Consider the following 18,047-nt stretch of genomic DNA (forward strand, 5'->3'; position numbering starts at 1 on the left):
GAGTCGGCCTGTCCGGTAAGGGCTTCCGCGTTGGGGTGGTTCGCCCTTAGCTGATCGGGAAGAGTGCAACCAGCGCCGCGACATGAGTAGGGTCGGTTCGTAACAACGCACGCTTGGAGGGAGTCGCGTGGCATCTCAGCAGGCCTGGATGAACAACCTCTTCACGAACACGGGATCGCCGTCGTTCACCGAGTTTCTCGGCGCGTACGCACCGGACCTGCTGCCGACCCGCGCGCAGGCGCTGGCCGTCCCGGTCGAGGACCAGATCCCGCACGCCACCACCATCATCGCCGCCACCTGTGCCGGAGGCGTGGTGATGGCCGGCGACCGGCGCGCCACCTCCGGGAACATCATTTCCCAGCGGGACATGGAGAAGGTCTTCCGCACCGACGACTACTCGTGCGTCGGCATCGCCGGGACCGCGAGCACCGGCATCGAGCTGGCCCGGCTCTACCGGGTCGAGCTCGAACACTACGAGAAGATGGAGGGCCGCTCGCTCTCCACCGAGGGCAAGGCCAACCGCCTGGCCACCATGATCCGCGGCAATCTCGCCATGGCGATGCAGGGCCTCGTGGTCGTCCCGCTCTTCGCCGCGTACGATCCCGACCGCGACGCCGGGCGCATCTTCGGATATGACGTGGGCGGCGGGCCGTACGAGCAGCGGCAGTACCACTCGATCGGCTCCGGGTCGATCTTCGCGCGCGGTTCGCTGAAGAAGCTGTACCGGGAGAACTCCTCCGCCGAGGACGTCGTGCTCACCTGCCTGCAGGCGCTCTACGACGCCGCCGACGACGACTCGGCCACCGGCGGGCCGGACGTGACGCGGAAGATCTGGCCCGTGGTCGCCGTGATCACCGCGGACGGTTATCGCCGCCTGTCCGACGACGAGGTCGCGGAGTACGTCCAGCGATTGATCGACGGCAGGATGACCGACCCCGACGGCCCGACCGCCCCGCTGCGATAAGTCGAAGAGAGGATCACCACCGGTGTCCATGCCCTTTGGATATGCCTCACCCGAGCAGATCATGCGGGACCGCGCGGAATACGCGCGGAAGGGCATCGCGCGAGGCCGCAGCGTGGTCGTCATGCAGTATGCCGACGGCATCCTGTTCGTGGCGCCCAACCCGTCCAAGGCGTTGCACAAGATCAGCGAGATCTACGACCGCATCGGGTTCGCGGCCGTCGGGCGGTACAACGAGTTCGAGTCGCTCCGCCTGGCCGGCATCCGCTACGCCGACATCAACGGCTACACCTACAACCGCAGCGACGTGACCGGCCGCGGGCTGGCCAACCTGTACGCCCAGCAACTCGGCATGATCTTCACCGAGTCGATCAAGTCGCTGGAGGTGGAGATCGTGGTCGCCGAGGTCGGCGAGGAGCCGGAACGCGACCAGATCTACCGGCTCACCTTCGACGGATCGGTCTTCGACGAGCAGGGCATGGCCGTCATCGGCGGTCAGGCCGAGGCGGTCGGCGGCCGGCTGAAGGAGCGCTACCGGGAGGGCCTGCCGCTCGCCCAGGCGCTCGAGGCCGCGCTGTTCGCGCTCACCGAGCCGGGAGGCGAGCGCCCGGCCCCGGCCCAGCTCGAGGTGGCGGTGCTCGACCGCAACCGCGAGCACCGCAAGTTCCTCCGGCTGACCGGTCCCCGCCTGCAGCGGCTGCTCGAGGAGACCGAGCTCCCCACGCTGCCCGCCGAGCCGTCCCCGGCTCCCGCCCCCGAGACCCAGCCGCCGATCGGCCCCGAGGGCGAGATCGACACCGGCTCCGGCGAGTAGCCCCGACGTTCTCCGCCCCCCGCCGCGCCCCCCAGGGGGCGCGGCCTTCCGCGTCCGCCGCGCCGGCGGCGCGTCAGTGGCGAAGATCACGGACCGCGGACAAACCCAACCCAGGGTTCGCTAGTCTCATGCGGTTATGACCATATTCACGGACTTTACGACGTTCGGTGCGTTCCGGCGGGTGGGTGTCCCCGTCGCCATCGCCGTCTCCGCCCTTTCGCTGGCCGCCTGCTCGGGGTCCGGCACCGACGCCGCCCCCGCCGCCACGGTGACGGTGACGGCGCCCCCCTCCCCGTCCGAGGAGCCGTCCTCCGAGCCGGCCCCGGACGCGTCACCGTCGGCGTCCGCGTCCGCCGCGGGCGGCGTTTTCGACGACCCGGCCGACGACGACTGGCCGCCGATCACGGGCAAGAACCCGCCGGTCTTCGGCGAGCAGTTCCAGGCTGACCCCGGCCACGACTTCACCAAGGGCGTCAGCCCCAGCCGGGACGGCGTCATCCGCGCCGAGCTGCGGACCATGCAGGACGCGAACGTGGCCGAGTACGTCCCGATCAAGTTCGTCAAGGACCCGAGCACCAACCAGGGCCGGTTCGAGGGGCCGGCGGAGGGCGACGTGATGGCCTTCGCCGCGCCGGTCGCCAAGAACGTGGTCTTCCTGAGCGCCGTCGGTTGTGACGGCAAGGACCAGACGATCAACGGCCAGTACGTCGGCACCCAGAGCTGCTCCCGTGACACGCTCATCTCACGCGCGGTCAAGGGCGGTCTGTACGCTCTGGTGACAGTGAAGAACCACCAGATCGCGAAAGTCGTGGAGATTTACGCGTCGTGACCGGGTACGGCTACCGCCACACGCACGCCGCGGTAGCCGTACGTCGACACACCTGTGACCGATCCCTATCCGCTTGTCGCCTTCGGGGAATAGGGTGATGTGATGGATCGTCGCATCTTCGGGCTCGAGAACGAGTACGGCGTCACCTGCACGTTCCGTGGACAGCGGAGGCTGTCGCCGGACGAGGTCGCGCGGTACCTGTTCCGTCGAGTGGTGTCCTGGGGCCGATCGAGCAACGTCTTCCTCCGCAACGGCGCACGTCTGTATCTCGACGTGGGCAGCCATCCTGAGTACGCCACCCCTGAGTGCGACAACGTCGTGGAGCTGGTCACCCACGACAAGGCAGGGGAGCGCATCCTCGAAGGACTCCTCCTGGACGCCGAGAAGCGGCTCCGGGAGGAGGGCATCGCGGGGGACATCTACCTCTTCAAGAACAACACCGACTCCGCGGGAAACTCCTACGGCTGCCACGAGAACTACCTCGTCGGGCGGCACGGCGAGTTCGGCCGGCTGGCCGACGTGCTGATCCCGTACCTCGTCACCCGGCAGATCATCTGCGGGGCGGGCAAGGTGCTGCAGACGCCGCGCGGCGCGGTCTACTGCGTGTCGCAGCGGGCGGAGCACATCTGGGAGGGCGTGTCGTCCGCGACCACCCGATCCCGGCCGATCATCAACACGAGGGACGAGCCGCACGCCGACGCCGAGCGGTTCCGCCGCCTGCACGTCATCGTCGGCGACTCGAACATGAGCGAGACCACGATGCTGCTCAAGGTCGGCGCCACCGACCTGGTGCTGCGCATGATCGAGGCCGGAGTCGTGATGCGGGACCTGTCGCTGGAGAACCCGATCCGGGCGATCCGCGAGGTGTCCCACGACATGACCGGGCGCCGCCGGGTCCGGCTCGCGAACGGCCGCGAGGCCTCCTCGCTGGAGATCCAGGAGGAGTACCTCGTCAAGGCGAAGGACTTCGTCGACCGCAGGGGCGGCGACGAGACGAGCAAGCGGGTCCTGGAACTGTGGGAGCGCACGCTCCGCGCGGTCGACACCGGCGATCTCGACCTCGTCGCGCGCGAGATCGACTGGGTCACCAAGTACCAGCTCATTGAACGTTACAGACGGAAGTACGACCTGCCGCTGTCGTCGCCGAGGGTCGCCCAGCTCGATCTGGCGTACCACGACGTGCATCGGAAGCGGGGGCTCTACTACCTCCTGCAGCGTCGCGGCTCGGTCGAGCGGGTCGCCTCGGACGTCCGGATCTTCGAGGCGAAGTCGGTTCCGCCGCAGACCACGCGGGCGAAGCTGCGCGGCGAGTTCATCCGCAAGGCCCAGGAGAAGCGCCGTGACTTCACGGTCGACTGGGTGCATCTGAAGCTCAACGACCAGGCTCAGCGGACGGTGCTCTGTAAGGATCCCTTCCGTAGCGTTGACGAAAGGGTCGATAAGCTGATCGCGGGCATGTGATCTCTTTACCTCGGGCGGACAGCGGGTTCGGGTAGGGTTACGCGAACCTAGCTGTCTGTCTGAGGAAATCCACATGCGCCGCCGTACGGCAGTACTCGCCGCTCTGCCCTTGATATTCGCCGCAGCCTGCGGAACCGCCCAGAAGAGCGACTCCAGCGGGAGCTCGGCGGCGGCTTCGGAGATCAAGGTGACGGGCAAGGCCGACCAGAAGCCGACCTTGACCTTCCCGACCGGGAAGCCGTCGCTGACCTCCTCCTCCAAGACGATCATTGAGGGGAATGGGGACCCGGTCAAGGAAGGTGACGTGCTCACCGCCAAGGTCACCGTCTACAACTGGGACGGCAAGGAGAACAAGTCTCCCGGCTCCGACTACGACCAGGGCAAGTCCGAGTTCGTCACCGTGAGCCCGCAGCTGCCCAAGGCGCTGTACCAGGCGCTTCAGGGGGCCAAGCCGGGCGGGCGGGTCCTCGCGGTGATCGCGAAGGACAACCTGACCGAGGACCAGGTCTCCAACGCGAAGCAGCAGGGCACCGACTTCACCACCAGCTCGCAGGTCCTCGTGGTGGACGTCCTGGCGAGGGCGCCGAAGGCGGCCCAGGGCGCCGCGACCGACCCGGGAATCAAGGGCGTCAAGATCGTCAACCCGGGCGATGACAAGGCTCCCACGCTGACCACCAAGACGGACGCCAAGCCGCCGAAGGACCTGGTCGTCAAGACGGTGATCGAGGGCAAGGGTCCCAAGGTCACCGCCGACCAGACGGTCCTCGCGCACTACACCGGCAAGATCTGGGGCACCGACAAGCAGTTCGACTCGAGCTGGGAGCGCGGCGAGCCGTCGACGTTCGCCCTCAACCAGGTCGTGAAGGGCTGGTCCCAGGGCCTCACCGGCGTCCCGGTCGGCAGCCGCGTGCTGATCACCATCCCGCCGGAGCTCGGCTACGGCAAGGAGGGCAACCCCCAGGGCGGCATCAAGGGCACCGACACCCTGGTGTTCGTCGTGGACGTCCTCGGGGCCGCCTGAGCCCGCGACCGCGTCGTGAAGCGGCGGCGCGCCGGAGACGGGACCCGTCTCCGGCGCGCCGCTCTCGTATGCCCGGAGCCCCCGGGCCCGATCACCTCTTGATCGAATAGCTGTCGCCGTACACCTTCCACCTGAGCGGCGGGTCGAGGTCGAGGTTGCCCGCCCTGAGGAAGACCCGCTGCGCGGTGTCCACCCGGCTCGTGTCGCCGTGCGCCTCCTCGGTCTTCATCGCGGCCGTGCGCGCGTCGAGGAAGGCGTTGAGGTAGGCGACCTCGTCGCCTCCCTGCGCCGGCGTCCTGGCCTTCTTCATGGCGTTCCGCCGGATCGCGCCGAAGCTCGCCGCGTCGTCCCCTCCGCCGTGCATCACGATGGCGTCGTAGTAGGCGAACTGGCCGAGCGCGCGGAGCCCGTCCCGCTTCGCCTGCCGTACGGCGGGGGTGAAGTAGACCCGGTCGCGTTCGTCGTTCTGCGCGCGCTGGAACTTCCTGTCCTTGGCGGCCCGGCGCCAGGCGCGTTCGAAGGCGGGGCCGAGCCCCTTGTGGGAGTCGGTGCCGTTGACCTTGCGCAGGGCCGGGAGGTACCGGGCGAGCACGTTCCCCGGCTTGCGCCGGGTGTAGCGCCTGACCAGGTCGAGCATGTCGCCGGTGCCCGAGCAGAACCCGATGATCCCCGCCGTGTAACCGCGGCCGTCGTCGATGTCCTCGATGTACTTGTACTGCGCCTTCCAGTTGAGGGAGGAGTTCTCCGCGCTGGAGACCAACCGCATGGCGATCTCCTCCTTGTGCGGGTCGCTGAGGTCGGTGTGACGGCCGTCGGCGGCTGCGGCGGAGACCCGGGCGGCCGCGAGCTGGGCCCGTACCGGATGCCGCGCGGGGAGCTGGGCCGTGGCGACGGCGACGGCGGTCGCCGCGAGCAGGAGAGCGGTTCGCCTGATGGCGGGGTGAGGCATGGAGGTCGTCTCCGTTTCCCGCCGCTCGCTGCCGGCGTGTCGGGGGAGCGAGGGCGGTCGAGTGAGGGGGAAGATCCGCGGACATCCTGGCAGAAAGACGCAAGTTAAGAAGGTTTCCTACCGAGAGCGGGGTTGATCTCCGCCGTCAACGTCGCGCCCCGGGCGGTCCGCCTAGACTCCGGCTGTGGAAAGCGACGAACTCGACGCCGTTGGCCTGCTGAGCGACCCTCTCCGGCGGAAGCTGTACCGCTTCGTGGCCGAGCGCGGGCGCGAGGTCGGCCGGAACGAGGCGGCCGAGGCCCTCGGGATCCAGCGCACTCTCGCGGCCTTCCATCTCGACAAGCTGGCCGACGCCGGCCTGCTCGAAACGGACTTCCGGCGCCTCGGCGAGCGAACGGGGCCGGGAAGCGGCCGCCCGGCCAAGGTGTACCGGCGGGCCGGGGTGGAGCGGCTGGTGAGCCTGCCTCCGCGCGACTACCGCGCCCTCGCGCTGATGATGGCCGAGGTCGTCGATCTCCTCGGGGCCGAGGAGGAGGCCGAGCGGGTCGCCCGGCGAGCGGGTGAGCGGCTGGCGCGCGCCGCGTCCCCGGCGGACAAGGGGGGCGACGTGCCCGCACTGCTCGCGGAGCGCGGCTACGAGCCGTACGAGGAAGGCGGCCGGATCCGGCTGCGCAACTGCCCGTTCCGGATGTCGGCCGAACGGCATCCGCTGCTGGTGTGCTCGATGAACCTGGCGCTGTGCCAGGGCGTGCTCGCGGGGCTCGGCGTGTCCGAAGGGGCGGCGGAGCTGGACCCGCGTCCGGGGGAGTGCTGTGTCTCGATTTCTAAAAACAATGAGAGTTGACATAGAAGCGACGGGCGCGGAAGGCTGGGCGGCATGCATCTCGCCCAGCTGAACGTCGCGCATCTGATCGCGTCCCTCGACAGCCCCCAGCTCGCCGACTTCGTCGCCAACCTCGAACCCGTCAACGCCGTCTCCGACGTCGCGCCCGGCTTCGTCTGGCGGCTCAAGGGCGGCGACCAGCCGACCGACACCGTCAAGCACGACTACGGGGACGATCTACTGATCAACTTCTCGGTCTGGGAGTCGCGCGAGACGTTGTGGAACTTCGTCTACCGCAGCCCGCACCTTCCGGTGCTGAAGCGCCGCCGCGAGTGGTTCCACCGGGTGGCCGTGCCGTACACGGTGATGTGGTGGATCTCCGAGGGCCACATCCCGTCACTGGAGGAGGGGATGGCGCGGCTGGCCCTGCTGCGCGCCGAGGGGCCGGGCCCGGAGGCGTTCACCTTCAAGGAGTTCTACGAGCCCGACGGCGCCTTCGCGAGCTCCTGACCGACCGCGCCCTGGCGCGGCCTCGGATTCAGGGCGTCAGGCGAGGAGGGAGGCGGCGTGGCGGCCGGCCGCGGCCGAGGCCAGGAAGCCGGCGAGGTCCTCGTCGAGTCCCCGGCCCATCGTGGACAGCCGGACCGGGCTGCGCCGCAGCGCCTCGTACAGGCCGTCCACGGGCACCCGGACCAGCTCATGCCGTACTGCGAGGGCCTCGGCCTGCTCCGCCACCCGCCTGCCGAACTCGCCCGGCAGCTCCGGGACCACGACCTGCGCCCGGGTGAGCGCGACCCGCCCGTACGCGGTGAGCGAGTGGTGCGACACCCCCTGGTGGCGTTCGCGCAGGTCGCCCTCGCTCACCCGGAGCGCGGCCACCGGACGCCCGCCGAGGGTGGCCACCGCGTTGACGGCCTCGCCCGCCGAGACGCCGGAGAAACCCCAGCGCGTGCCGGTGCCGAGGTTGCCCGGCCCCTGGGCGACGATCGCGACGTCCGCGCCCAGGACGTGCCGGGCCGCGAGCAGACCCGTGTGCAGGGTCGCCGCCTCCACGTCGCCGCCGAACGCCTGGCCCGTCGTGACCACGCCGCACAGCCAGTCCAGCTCGCGCAGGCGGGCGGCCGACATGGAGAACCAGGCGGGGAGTGCCCCGCCGTCCGGCATCACGTACGCGACGCGGGGATGCGGCCCCGGCCAGGGGAGATCGCCGTCCCCCGCGACGGAGTGGGTCGCGTCGAACAGGCCGCACAGGACGGCGGGCAGGGCCGAGTGCAGGTCCGCGACGATCACGGGCATCCCGTCGATCGAGTCGGCGTCCCTGAGGAGCAGGTGGTGGGGCGAGTCCTGCTCGTCCGCGCCGAGGACCGTCGCCTGCAGCGGGGTGTACCGCGCCTTGACCAGATGGCCCGGTCCCGAAGGATCTTGTGGCAAACGGTCCGGGACGGCGACCACCATGGCGTAACCTCCCGTACCGAGACCCATGGCGAGCGCGGTCGTGTTCAGCAGCACCGTGTCGCCGGGCTCAGGACGACCGACCAGCGAGGGATAGGCCAGCGCCCGGCACTCTCCCTCCGGGACGGTGACGTCCAGCTCCATGGCCCCCGGCCATTCCCGCCGGACCCGGAGCACCTCGCCCTTGCGCCATCTGATCACGTCGCAAAGGGTAGCGTTCAGCACGGAATGACGGGGCGCGTCCGAACGAGGCCGGAGGGGAGGCACGATGTCACGTCGGAAGACCGAGCGCCTGCTCAATCTTGTGATCTGCCTGCTCGCGACCCATCGGCCGCTGAGCGCCGAGCAGATCAGGCAGGCCGTGCCCGGGTACGACCCGGACAACGACGAGGCGTTCCAGCGCATGTTCGAGCGCGACAAGAACGAGCTGCGCGAGATCGGCATCCCCATCGATGTCCACAAGGACCCCTGGGACGACGATCCCGGCTATCGGATCGTCCGTGAGTCGTACGAGCTGCCCGAGATCACGCTCGAGCACGACGAGGCGGCGGTCATCGGGCTCGCCGCCCAGGTCTGGCAGCGGGCCAGCCTCGCCGAGGCGGCCAGCGGCGCCCTGCTCAAGCTGCGGGCGGGCGGCGTGCGCGCGGACCTCTCCCCGAGCCCGCTCGAACTCCGGGTGGACACCCGCGACCCGGCCTTCCCCCCGCTGTGGGAGGCGGTCAGGGACCGCCGCGCGGTGACCTTCGGCTATCGGCGGGCGGCGGGCGAGTCGGTGCTGACCCGCACCGTCGAGCCGTGGGGCGTGGTGAGCCGGCGCGGCCGGTGGTACGTCGTCGGCCACGACCGCGACCGGGGTGCGTCCCGGGTGTTCCGGCTCGGCCGCATCGTCGGCACGGTCACCCCGATCGGCAGGCCCGGCAGCGTGATCGTGCCGGAGGGCGTGGACCTGCGCGCCATGGTCGGATTCCAGGAGATGGGCGTCGAGCGGACCGCCCTCGTCCGGGTCCGCCGGGGCACCTGCCTCGGGCTGCGCCGCGCGGCACAGGAACTGCGGCCCGGCCCGGACGGCTGGGACGAGGCGGAGCTGACCTTCTCCGACCCCGAGTGGCTGGCCGGCTGGATCGCCAGCCTCGGCTCCGACGCCGTCGTCGTCGGCCCGCCGGACGCGCGCGAGGCCGTGATCCGCCGGTTGAAGGGCGCGCTCCAGTGACCGCCACGCCGCCCCAGCACCGCCGCGCCGTACGAAGGGGGATCGAGCGATGAGTTCCGACCGGCTGCCGCGCCTGCTCGCGCTGGTGCCGTACCTGATGTCGCACCCGGGCGCGGAGGTGCCCGAGGTGGCCGAGCTGTTCGGCCTGTCGGAGAAGCAGCTCATCGACGACCTCCAGCTCGTGTGGATGTGCGGGCTCCCCGGCCACACCCCCGGCGACCTGATCGACGTCTCCTGGGACGGCGGCGAGATCATCATCGACAACGCCGACACGATCGCCCGGCCGCTCAAGCTCGGCGTGGACGAGGCGAGCGCGCTGCTCGTGGCGCTGCGGATGCTCGGCGAGCTACCCGAGTTCAAGGACATGGACGTGCTCGGCCGCGTGATCGCCAAGCTGGAGAGCGCGGCGGGCGAGGGCGCGGCCACGGTCAGCGCCCAGGTCCAGGTCGAGATCGGCGCGGCGCCGGGCGCGCACGCGGCCATTACGGACGCGACGCGGCGGCGCAGGCGGCTCTCGCTGCGCTACTACGTGCCCGGCAGGGATGAGATCACTCCCCGCGAGGTGGACCCGATCCGGGTCGTGCTCGTGGAGGGGCGGCACTACCTCGAGGGCTGGTGCTACCGGGCCGAGGCCATGCGGATGTTCCGTGTCGATCGGATCGTCGAGGTCGAGATTCTCGACGTGCCCGCCGACCCCCCGGCCGAGGCCGAGCCGATGGACGTCACCGAGGGCGTGTTCCGGCCCTCCGAAAGCGACGAGCTGGTGGAGCTGGAACTCACCGCCATGGGGCGCTGGGTCGCGGAGTACTACCCCTGCGAGGAGGTCACCGAGCTGGGTGAGGGCCGTCTGCGGGTCACCCTCCGGGTGCGCGACCAGTCCTGGCTCGTACGGCTCGCGCTCCGGCTGGGCGAGAACGGCACGGTGATCGCGCCCCTGTCGCTGACCGAGCAAATCGCCGACGCCGCCCGGCAGGCCCTGGCCAACTACGAGCACGTGGCCTGATCGGCTGCGACCTGGGGCGGCGACCGCGACCCGGCATCGGTACGATGGCGCATCATGATCTGGATCTCTACCGCGGTCGGACTGGCGGTCCTGGGCCTCGCCGTTCTCGGCGTGCTCGGGGCCCGGGTGTTCGTCGCGGCCCGCGATCTGAGCCGGGAACTCGACCGGACGCGTCAGCGGCTGGAGCGACATTCCGGTGAATTTCGGGTGCGGATAGGGACCAACCGGGACGGGCAAGGGTGAAGACTGCCCGCCACACCGCGTACCATCGGGCTGAGGTACTCCCTGCGTTTGCTAAGGATGCGTTATGGCTGGTTTGGGTGCACCTGAGCTGATCATCATCGGCGTGGTGCTCGTTCTGCTGTTCGGCGCGAAGAAGCTGCCGGACACGGCGAGGGCGCTGGGCCAGTCCCTGCGGCTTTTCAAGAAGGAGACCGCGAAGCTCCGCGACGACGACTCGTCCGAGCCCACCGTGGTCAAGGCGCAGGCCGAGACCGTCACGACGCCGGCGGCGCCGCAGCAGGTGACCACCGCCCCCTCGGTCGAGGACCGGCTCCGGGTGCTGGAGGAGGAGAACCGGCGCCTGAAGGCCGCCACCGCCGAGCCCACGGTCAACGGCGCGCCGCTCTCGCAGACGCAGAAGGACCAGTCGTCGAGCTGAGCTCCCTCCCCGCGGTAAGGATCCCCAGATGGCGCTGCTGAAGCGGTCGAGCACGGCTGCCCCCGCCGACGACGACGGTCGCATGACCCTCATGGAGCACGTCCGTGAGCTGCGCAACCGTTTGATCAAGATGATCCTCGCCGTGCTCGCCGGCACGATCATCGGGTTCGTCTTCTTCGACCCCATCTGGACCTTCATGACGGGGCCGTTCTGCCGGCTTCCCGAGGCGTACAAGCTCAACGGCGGTGCGGGCTGCACGCTGGTCGTGCACGGCGTGCTGGACGGTTTCTTCATCAACCTGAAGGTCGCGGCGATCTTCGGCGCCGTCGTCAGCGCGCCGATCTGGCTCTACCAGATCTGGGCGTTCGTCACCCCCGGTCTCTACAACAACGAGCGGCGTTACTCGCTGGCCTTCCTTGGCCTGGCCGTCCCGCTGTTCGGGGCGGGCGCCGCTCTCGCGTACCTCACCCTGGACAGGGGGCTCGCGCTGCTCCTGGGGTTCGTCCCCATGAACGCCGTCCCGCTGATCGACGTGAGCGACTATCTCGGGTTCCTGATCATGATGCTCGTCATCTTCGGGATCTCGTTCCTGATGCCGCTGCTGATGGTGTTCTTGAACTTCCTCGGGGTGCTGAGGTTCAAGATGGTCGCCAAGCACCAGCGGATGGTCGTCTTCCTGCTCTTCGTGTTCGCCGCGGTGGCCACGCCGAGCCAGGACCCGTTCACCATGCTGGCGCTGGCGATCCCCATGGTGCTGCTGTTCTTCGCCGCCGAGGGCGTCATGTACCTCCGCGACCGCAAGCGCGATGCGGAGGAGGCCGCCCGGGAGAAGGCGCTCGAAGAGGAGCTCAACGGAACGGCCGCCGCCGACGACGACTGGTAGCCGGCCGGGCGCGGGTCCGGCCCACTGCGAGGAGATCGCTCCGGGGTCTCGACTGAGGGGATTCGTCCCGATAGGTTCCGGGTGTGTCCGGTGATCTCGTCGTTCTGGTGAACCCCACCGCCCGCGGCGGCAGGGCCCGCCGGGTGGTCGGTCCTGTCGTACAGCGGCTGCGGGAGGGCGGACACGACGTCCGCGTGATCGTCGGCGCGTCCGCCGAGGACGCCCTCGCCAAGGCGCGTACGGCGGTCGCGCAGGGATCGGACGCGCTGGTCGCGCTCGGCGGCGACGGGCTGGTGCATCTCGCGGTGCAGGCCGTGGCGGGCACGGGCGTCCCCCTCGGCATCATCCCGGCCGGGACGGGCAACGACATCGCGTCCGCGCTGGGCATCCCCCGCGATCCGCTGGCCGCGGCCGCCGTCGTGGCCGCGGCGGCGGGAGGCGACGGTACGGCGGTCCGGTCGGTGGACGCGGCCCAGGTCGGCGGCCCGGGCGGCGAGGACCGACGATGGTTCGCCGGGGTCGTCGCCTGCGGCTTCGACTCGCGGGTGAACGAGCGCGCCAACGGCATCGCGTGGCCCCCGGGGATGGCCAAGTACCTCGTGGCGCTGGTCCAGGAACTGCGTACCTTCTCCCCGATCCCGTTCCGGATCACGCTCGGCTCCGGCGACGGCGCGGAGGAGACGGAGGTCATCGAGCGGGAGGCGATGCTGGTGGCCGTGGCCAACACCCGCTCGTACGGCGCCGGAATGCGGGTCTGTCCGGATGCCCGGCCGGACGACGGCTTGTTCGACGTGCTCGTCCTGGGGGCGGTGCCCAAGGGGGAGTTCCTCCGTACGTTCCCGAAGGTCTACCGGGGCAATCACGTGGGGCATCCGGCGGTGACCATCCGGAGGGCGGCCCGCGTCACGCTGGAGGCGGTCGGGCCCGGGGCCGATGTGGTCGCCTACGCAGACGGGGAGCGGGTGGGCCCGGTCCCCGTGACCTGCGCGGTGGTGCCGGGCGCGCTGCGCGTACTGGTGCCCGCCTGAGAGCGGACGCGAGCCGTTCGCCGGGACGACGACCGTCCTGATCATTTCGTTTCGCCGCTCGTCGGACGGGCAATTACTGTCCGCAGTCGCTCCGATGCCGGCACCGATCAAACGGGCATCCACTGCGAGACACATCGCGCGACCCGCACTTACGGCGGGAGCTCCTCAACACAGCAGTCGGGGGAATCACATGGCCAACGACGCCCTCACGCCATCGGATCCGATCGGCGTCGAGGCGTGGGTTCTGCAGTTCCTGCGCCTCACGGGTGCCTGTGCGTCCGTACCCGATCAGCGCGTCTACCTGCCCCAGAGCATCGTGCCGCTCCGGCCCGGCCCCCGATCGGAGGAGCCCGCCGCCGAGTGACGGCGCGAAGATCGCCGATGGGCGACCGCGCACAACCGCGGCTAGAGTCGTCGCTTCCTGGAAGATCAAGCGATCAGGAGGCAGTTGTGGCGTTCGGCAGGATCCGGAAAGCCGATGAGCCGCCGGTGGAGCCCGTCGCGTGGACGGAGGCCTGGGAGTTCGTCGTGGGCAAGGTGGAGCGCCCGGAGACGCCCAAGCGCAAGAAGGAGAGCTGGGGAGCGCACGCGGTGCGGGTTCCCCGCGGCGGGAAGTTCGACAAGGTCCTCGCCCCATGCGCGTACGTCGCCTCCGGGCGGTCCGAGGGGTTGCCCGCGGCTCCGGGGCTGACCCTCTTCGAGGACGCCGCCCAGCAGCGTCTGCTCTGTTACGTCGCGGCTCCCCAGGAGGTGGACGGGGAGCGCCACCATGTCGTGCACGACGGCCAGGGCCAGGTCATCGGCACCATAAAGCGGATCCCGCCGAAGCGCCCGTTCCGGCACACCTGGCGGATCGAGCAGCCGGGACATCCGGAGATCACGGGACGCAACGAGTGGGCGAGCGGCAGCGCCACAGAGGTCGCCGGGCTGGCGGCCGTACGGTTGCTGTCCACGGTTGTCGACGGTCTGCTCTCTCCTGGAGACGGGTCTGATCAGGGTGGGAAACCCCGCTCACTCGAATGGCGGGCGGGCGATGAGGTCGTGATGACGTCGGAGGGGAGCGCCCAGGTCAGGATCCGCAAGGAATGGCTGGATCGGCGTCTCGCCTTCGCCTACGCGCTCATCGGCGACGCCTGAGGCGCCGCGCGACCGGCCTGATCGCTCTCTCCGTAGCGCCGTCATCCGATGTGACCCGAGCACGACCGCTGCCGCCCGGGGTGTCATCGCCGTGCGGAGAGCGGCGACGGCGTGTCGCCGTCGCCGCTCCGACGGCCCGCCTCACGCGGGCCGTTCTACCGGCCGGAGCCGATCACGATCAGGGTGTCGGCGCGGTGCCGCCACCGCCGTGCCCCGGCCACATCGGCCGGCTGAGGTCCGCGACAAACGCGGCGGGGGCGGAGTCGCCCTTTCCGACGGCGACAACGAACGCCTTGTCGCCGGTCGTGATCTCGGCCAGCCCATTGGGTCCCGTGGAGACGCGGCTGGTGTCGGTGATGGCGTACTTCTGCGCGACGCCGTCCAGGCCCTTGATCTCGATGGAGTTCTGGTCGACCGATGTCACGGTGCCGCTCTGCACGGTGAGGGCCTGCTGGCCGCCGCCCTCCTTCGTGATGGTCAGCTCGCCGCGGATGGAGCCCATCGAGTGGCCGCCGGGCGTCTCCTCGCTCGGAGACAGCGTCGTCCGGGCGGAGGGGGAGTCGCCGCTGGCCGCGGCGGCCACGCCTGTACCCGTGGCGAGGAGCAGCACGGTGGCGGCTCCGAGAAGGAGTCCGCGACGCGCGGCGCTTCGGGCCGGTTTGGTGGCGGGGAGGTGGGTTCGGGTGATCTCGAGATCGGTCATAAGGCTTGGGGCGGAGAACCCCGCCTCCGTGCGCGAGGTGGGGAAGACCGCCCCTCCTCCTCTCGGGTTCCCGTTGTGCGGTATCCGTCGTTTTCGGGTCCGCACGCGGTGTGGCTGCCCCTCTACCCGGCTGGGGGCGATGTTGACGGCCGTGTCGGTAAAGTCCGTGTCGAGTGGGAGCTACCGATCCGGCAGGTCCGAGACATGTCAAAGCAAGTCGCTGACGGCGTGCGCATCGCCGCCATGGCACCCGAGCACGCCGACCAGGTACTCGCGATCTACCGGCTCGGCATCGACGAGGGACAGGCGACCTTCGAGACCGCCGCCCCCGACTGGGAGCGGTTCGACGTGACGAAACTGCCCGCCCACCGGCACGTGGCCCTCGATGACGAGGGGCGGGTGCTGGGTTGGACCGCCGCCGTGGCGGTGTCGGACCGCTGCGCCTACGCCGGCGTGGTCGAGCATTCCGTCTACGTCCACCCCGGGGCGCGTGGACGAGGAGTCGGACTCGCGCTGCTCCAGGCGTTGATCGACTCCACCGAGGCCGCCGGGATCTGGACCATCCAGTCGGGGATCTTTCCGGAGAACACCGCCAGCCTCGCCCTGCACGCCCGCGCCGGCTTCCGCCTGATCGTTAGCGCGCCCGCCCAGGACGATCGCGGTCAGCGATCGGGTGGCCCAGGACGCCGGCCGGCCAGTGTGACGCTCTCCGGGATCGCGGCGAAAGACCGGTCGAGGCGGCTGAGCAGGCCTGCCCGGCCGCCCTCGCCAGCGGCGCCGGTCCACGCGGTGGCCGCGTGCCGCCACGCGGCGATCGAGATCTCGACCGCGAGGCGGAGTCGCGCATCGACCGGGTCGAGACCGAGGAGAAGCCCGAACCGTTCGACGGCGGCCTGGGTCGTCTGGTTGCAGTAGCGCAAGCTGTGCGCCTCCAGGGTGGGCGCCGTCTCACACAGCGCACGGGTGGCCAGGAAGCGCTGCTCCCAGTCCTCGTCCAGGCGGGCGAGGCTCACCTGGAGCGCATCCCGGAAGACATCGACCACCAGGCCCGAGGAGTCACGGGTGTCCAGCTCGGCGAGGAAGGTGGACCACAGCTCGTCGTCTGCGGCCAGCGCCACGTCCTCCTTGGTGGGGAAGTTCCGGAAGAACGTGCGTTTCGACACCTCGACGGCATCCACCAGCTCGTCGAGCGTCGCGCGGTCGTAGCCCTTCTCGGTGAACAGCCGCATCGCCGTCTCGATCAGCGCCTTTCGCGTGCGCGCTTTCTTTCGCTCTCGCAGCGGCAAAGTGCCAAGGTCCATGAGGCCACTATAGCCATTTGACAGCTAATGCCACTCAGTGGCACATTCGCCCAAGTGGCCACTTCTATCGTTTCGCTGAGTGCTAAGGAGCTTGTCTTGACCGTCCTGACGCGGGAACGCAGGTCGTCGTCACTGACCGCCGTGGTCGTGCTTGTCGGCATCCTCGTGGTGCCCATGTCGATCTCCGGCTCCGCCGTGGCGCTGCCACGCATCGGCGCCGACCTGCAGGCCTCCGGCGCAGCCCTGCAGTGGGTGATGAACGCCTACAACCTCACCTTCGCCTCGTTCATGCTCGTGTCCGGCTCGCTGGCCGACCTGTTCGGCCGCCGGAAGGTCTTCGCACTGGGCGCCGCTGTCTTCGCGCTCGGCAGCGTGCTCGGCGCGGCGGCCCAGGACATCTGGCTGCTGGACGCAGCCCGGGCGTTGTCCGGCGTCGGGGCCGCGGGCGTGTTCGCGGGCGGCGCCGCCATCCTGGCGACCACCTTCGACGGCCCTGCCCGCACCCGCGCCTTCGCGGCCCTCGGCGTCGTCGCCGGGATCGGGCTCGCGCTCGGCCCGACGATCTCCGGATGGCTGGTCGGTGGGCTCGGCTGGCGTGCCCTCTTCCTGCTCAACGCGTTCGTCCTGGTCGTCGCCCTGGCGGGTTCCGCACTCATGCCCGAATCGCGGGCGGCCGAGCGGCCCGCAGTCGATGTCAAGGGCGCGGTGCTGTTCGTGGCCGGGCTCGCCCTGCTCACCGTCGGCGTCGTCCAGGGCTCCGAGTCCGGTTGGGGTAGCCCGCCGGTGCTCGCCCTGCTCGCGGCGGCCGTCGCGCTGTTCGTGATCTTCGCGCGTACGGCCGGCCGTACCGCCAACCCGATCCTCGACCTCCGCCTGCTCAGGAACCGGCGGTTCCTGGCGGTCAGCCTGGTCCCCGTGGCGACCTCGTTCGGGTTCGTGACTCTGCTGACCTTTTTGCCGACGTACCTGATCAGCGTGAACGGCGTCTCGGCGCAGGGCGCGGGCGCGTGGATGCTGATGCTGACCGCGCCGGTGCTGATCGTCCCCACGATCGGCGGCGCGCTGGTCAACCGTGGGGTGTCGGCTCGAGGCCTGGTGACGGGGGGCGTGCTGCTGTTCGCGGTGGGCAACGCGTGGCTGGCGCTCGTCGACCCCTCTTCCGGCTTCGCCGGCCTCGCCGGACCACTGATGGTGATCGGAGCCGCAGTGGGGCTGTTGTTCGGGGTGGGCGACGGTATGGCGATGAGCATGGTGGAGCCGGAGAAGGCAGGGATGGCCGCCGGGTTCTTCAACACCATGCGGATCGGCAGCGAGGCCGTCGTCATCGCGGTCTTCGGGTCGATGCTGCTCACTCTCATCCAGGCCCGGGTGGGCGACGCGGAGCTGGCGGGGAGGGTCGCCGCAGGCGCCGGCGGCCGGCTGGCGGCCGACTTCACCGGCGCCTTCCACACCCTGCTCTGGGGGATCGCGGCCATCTGCCTGGCCATGGCCGCCGGCATCCACGCGATGCTCAAGCCCGCAAGGGGTTGACCTCCATCCACCGTTCTGTGGATTCCCACAGGGCCGCCCGCCGATGATCCTCGAGGCATGACAGTCGTGAAGCCTCCCCACGACTAAGGTCGGGGATGCCAGCCAGTTCCGGGCTCGCCGTAACGTGAGCCTGGACTGCTGTTGCTTGGCGGTTGGCCTTCCGGTCCACGCGGTCGCGTGGTTTGCGCGCCCCAACCCGCACTCCCGGCCGTGAGGATGTTCTTGGCGGCGCGGCCTGGACATGGGCCAGGGCGGAGGTGCGGCTACTGATCCGCAGTGGG

20 protein-coding genes and 1 pseudogene are annotated in these 18,047 nt (G+C 70.2%); 17 read left to right on the forward strand and 4 right to left on the reverse strand.

The annotated features are described in order from the left end of the window. The first annotated feature begins 148 nt into the window (after positions 1-148). The 5 genes from prcB to ACQP1V_RS15485 all read left to right on the forward strand — a co-directional run bounded on the left by prcB (position 149) and on the right by ACQP1V_RS15485 (position 5,086). Complete coding sequence (gene prcB, locus ACQP1V_RS15465) at positions 149-964, forward strand: proteasome subunit beta (protein ID WP_067131832.1); 816 nt, start codon at positions 149-151, stop codon at positions 962-964. A gap of 28 nt (positions 965-992) precedes the next feature. Then, complete coding sequence (gene prcA / locus ACQP1V_RS15470) at positions 993-1,775, forward strand: proteasome subunit alpha (RefSeq protein WP_387411375.1); 783 nt, start codon at positions 993-995, stop codon at positions 1,773-1,775. 136 nt (positions 1,776-1,911) lie between these two features. Then, positions 1,912-2,604: a hypothetical protein gene (locus ACQP1V_RS15475; protein ID WP_433423329.1), complete on the forward strand. Its 693-nt coding sequence runs from the start codon at positions 1,912-1,914 to the stop codon at positions 2,602-2,604. A 102-nt stretch (positions 2,605-2,706) separates the two neighbouring features. Continuing rightward, positions 2,707-4,065 (forward strand): Pup--protein ligase, encoded by a 1,359-nt coding sequence (gene pafA, locus ACQP1V_RS15480; RefSeq protein ID WP_067131841.1) that lies wholly within the window; start codon positions 2,707-2,709, stop codon positions 4,063-4,065. 73 nt (positions 4,066-4,138) lie between these two features. Continuing rightward, the gene (locus ACQP1V_RS15485; protein ID WP_433423332.1) at positions 4,139-5,086 is read left to right on the forward strand and encodes an FKBP-type peptidyl-prolyl cis-trans isomerase; all 948 of its coding nucleotides are present in this window, start codon (positions 4,139-4,141) and stop codon (positions 5,084-5,086) included. 91 nt (positions 5,087-5,177) lie between these two features. On the opposite strand, the gene ACQP1V_RS15490 is transcribed toward ACQP1V_RS15485, so the two are convergent. Then, complete coding sequence (locus ACQP1V_RS15490) at positions 5,178-6,035, reverse strand: chitosanase (protein ID WP_433423335.1); 858 nt, start codon at positions 6,033-6,035, stop codon at positions 5,178-5,180. 184 nt (positions 6,036-6,219) lie between these two features. Between ACQP1V_RS15490 and ACQP1V_RS15495 the strand changes: the two genes are divergently transcribed. Next, positions 6,220-6,879: a helix-turn-helix transcriptional regulator gene (locus ACQP1V_RS15495; protein WP_433423338.1), complete on the forward strand. Its 660-nt coding sequence runs from the start codon at positions 6,220-6,222 to the stop codon at positions 6,877-6,879. 33 nt (positions 6,880-6,912) lie between these two features. Continuing rightward, complete coding sequence (locus tag ACQP1V_RS15500) at positions 6,913-7,368, forward strand: DUF3291 domain-containing protein (protein WP_433423341.1); 456 nt, start codon at positions 6,913-6,915, stop codon at positions 7,366-7,368. A 36-nt stretch (positions 7,369-7,404) separates the two neighbouring features. Here the strand turns inward: ACQP1V_RS15500 and ACQP1V_RS15505 are convergent, their stop codons facing one another. Continuing rightward, positions 7,405-8,511 carry a DUF3866 family protein gene (locus ACQP1V_RS15505; RefSeq protein WP_433423344.1) on the reverse strand — a complete coding sequence of 369 codons (1,107 nt, stop codon included), beginning with the start codon at positions 8,509-8,511 and terminating at the stop codon, positions 7,405-7,407. A 67-nt stretch (positions 8,512-8,578) separates the two neighbouring features. Between ACQP1V_RS15505 and ACQP1V_RS15510 the strand changes: the two genes are divergently transcribed. From ACQP1V_RS15510 to ACQP1V_RS15545, 8 genes are all read left to right on the forward strand, one after another. Continuing rightward, positions 8,579-9,520: a helix-turn-helix transcriptional regulator gene (locus ACQP1V_RS15510; protein ID WP_387411130.1), complete on the forward strand. Its 942-nt coding sequence runs from the start codon at positions 8,579-8,581 to the stop codon at positions 9,518-9,520. A 49-nt stretch (positions 9,521-9,569) separates the two neighbouring features. Continuing rightward, positions 9,570-10,523, forward strand: a complete 954-nt coding sequence (locus ACQP1V_RS15515) for a helix-turn-helix transcriptional regulator (RefSeq protein WP_433423347.1) — start codon at positions 9,570-9,572, stop codon at positions 10,521-10,523. Between the two features lie 54 nt (positions 10,524-10,577). After that, on the forward strand, positions 10,578-10,766 hold the full coding sequence (locus ACQP1V_RS15520) for a hypothetical protein (protein ID WP_387411133.1): 189 nt from the start codon (positions 10,578-10,580) through the stop codon (positions 10,764-10,766). Between the two features lie 64 nt (positions 10,767-10,830). Next, a complete protein-coding gene (tatA, locus tag ACQP1V_RS15525) occupies positions 10,831-11,184 on the forward strand; it encodes a Sec-independent protein translocase subunit TatA (RefSeq protein WP_433423350.1) in 354 nt (117 codons plus the stop codon). Between the two features lie 28 nt (positions 11,185-11,212). Then, complete coding sequence (gene tatC, locus ACQP1V_RS15530; RefSeq protein WP_433423353.1) at positions 11,213-12,067, forward strand: twin-arginine translocase subunit TatC; 855 nt, start codon at positions 11,213-11,215, stop codon at positions 12,065-12,067. Positions 12,068-12,150: 83 nt separating this feature from the next. After that, complete coding sequence (locus tag ACQP1V_RS15535; protein ID WP_433423356.1) at positions 12,151-13,095, forward strand: diacylglycerol/lipid kinase family protein; 945 nt, start codon at positions 12,151-12,153, stop codon at positions 13,093-13,095. Between the two features lie 190 nt (positions 13,096-13,285). Then, positions 13,286-13,459, forward strand: a complete 174-nt coding sequence (locus tag ACQP1V_RS15540; RefSeq protein WP_387411140.1) for a hypothetical protein — start codon at positions 13,286-13,288, stop codon at positions 13,457-13,459. Between the two features lie 86 nt (positions 13,460-13,545). Next, positions 13,546-14,232 (forward strand): hypothetical protein, encoded by a 687-nt coding sequence (locus ACQP1V_RS15545; RefSeq protein WP_433423359.1) that lies wholly within the window; start codon positions 13,546-13,548, stop codon positions 14,230-14,232. A gap of 178 nt (positions 14,233-14,410) precedes the next feature. Here ACQP1V_RS15545 and ACQP1V_RS15550 read toward each other — a convergent pair whose 3' ends face one another. Next, on the reverse strand, positions 14,411-14,935 hold the full coding sequence (locus ACQP1V_RS15550) for a hypothetical protein (protein ID WP_433423362.1): 525 nt from the start codon (positions 14,933-14,935) through the stop codon (positions 14,411-14,413). A gap of 243 nt (positions 14,936-15,178) precedes the next feature. On the opposite strand from ACQP1V_RS15550, the pseudogene ACQP1V_RS15555 reads away from it, so the two are divergent. Further along, positions 15,179-15,550, forward strand: a pseudogene (locus ACQP1V_RS15555) (N-acetyltransferase family protein); the annotation flags it as partial. A gap of 47 nt (positions 15,551-15,597) precedes the next feature. On the opposite strand, the gene ACQP1V_RS15560 reads toward ACQP1V_RS15555, so the two are convergent. Next, entirely contained in the window at positions 15,598-16,236 is a 639-nt protein-coding gene (locus ACQP1V_RS15560) for a TetR/AcrR family transcriptional regulator (protein WP_433423364.1), read from the reverse strand. A gap of 96 nt (positions 16,237-16,332) precedes the next feature. Between ACQP1V_RS15560 and ACQP1V_RS15565 the strand changes: the two genes are divergently transcribed. Continuing rightward, complete coding sequence (locus ACQP1V_RS15565) at positions 16,333-17,766, forward strand: MFS transporter (protein WP_433423367.1); 1,434 nt, start codon at positions 16,333-16,335, stop codon at positions 17,764-17,766. Positions 17,767-18,047 lie beyond the last annotated feature (281 nt).

Source organism: Microtetraspora malaysiensis (assembly GCF_050947145.1).
In the GTDB taxonomy this organism is placed as follows: Bacteria; Actinomycetota; Actinomycetes; order Streptosporangiales; family Streptosporangiaceae; genus Microtetraspora_A; species Microtetraspora_A malaysiensis.

What these genes read in the sequence shown, in the direction of transcription:
- prcB (WP_067131832.1), top strand. Translation starts at nt 149, where the DNA reads ATGAACAACCTCTTCACGAACACGGGATCGCCGTCGTTCACCGAGTTT.
- prcA (WP_387411375.1), top strand. Translation starts at nt 993, where the DNA reads ATGCCCTTTGGATATGCCTCACCCGAGCAGATCATGCGGGACCGCGCG.
- ACQP1V_RS15475 (WP_433423329.1), top strand. Translation starts at nt 1,912, where the DNA reads ATGACCATATTCACGGACTTTACGACGTTCGGTGCGTTCCGGCGGGTG.
- pafA (WP_067131841.1), top strand. Translation starts at nt 2,707, where the DNA reads ATGGATCGTCGCATCTTCGGGCTCGAGAACGAGTACGGCGTCACCTGC.
- ACQP1V_RS15485 (WP_433423332.1), top strand. Translation starts at nt 4,139, where the DNA reads ATGCGCCGCCGTACGGCAGTACTCGCCGCTCTGCCCTTGATATTCGCC.
- ACQP1V_RS15490 (WP_433423335.1), bottom strand. Translation starts at nt 6,035, where the DNA reads ATGCCTCACCCCGCCATCAGGCGAACCGCTCTCCTGCTCGCGGCGACC.
- ACQP1V_RS15500 (WP_433423341.1), top strand. Translation starts at nt 6,913, where the DNA reads ATGCATCTCGCCCAGCTGAACGTCGCGCATCTGATCGCGTCCCTCGAC.
- ACQP1V_RS15510 (WP_387411130.1), top strand. Translation starts at nt 8,579, where the DNA reads ATGTCACGTCGGAAGACCGAGCGCCTGCTCAATCTTGTGATCTGCCTG.
- ACQP1V_RS15515 (WP_433423347.1), top strand. Translation starts at nt 9,570, where the DNA reads ATGAGTTCCGACCGGCTGCCGCGCCTGCTCGCGCTGGTGCCGTACCTG.
- ACQP1V_RS15520 (WP_387411133.1), top strand. Translation starts at nt 10,578, where the DNA reads ATGATCTGGATCTCTACCGCGGTCGGACTGGCGGTCCTGGGCCTCGCC.
- tatA (WP_433423350.1), top strand. Translation starts at nt 10,831, where the DNA reads ATGGCTGGTTTGGGTGCACCTGAGCTGATCATCATCGGCGTGGTGCTC.
- tatC (WP_433423353.1), top strand. Translation starts at nt 11,213, where the DNA reads ATGGCGCTGCTGAAGCGGTCGAGCACGGCTGCCCCCGCCGACGACGAC.
- ACQP1V_RS15540 (WP_387411140.1), top strand. Translation starts at nt 13,286, where the DNA reads ATGGCCAACGACGCCCTCACGCCATCGGATCCGATCGGCGTCGAGGCG.
- ACQP1V_RS15550 (WP_433423362.1), bottom strand. Translation starts at nt 14,935, where the DNA reads ATGACCGATCTCGAGATCACCCGAACCCACCTCCCCGCCACCAAACCG.
- ACQP1V_RS15560 (WP_433423364.1), bottom strand. Translation starts at nt 16,236, where the DNA reads ATGGACCTTGGCACTTTGCCGCTGCGAGAGCGAAAGAAAGCGCGCACG.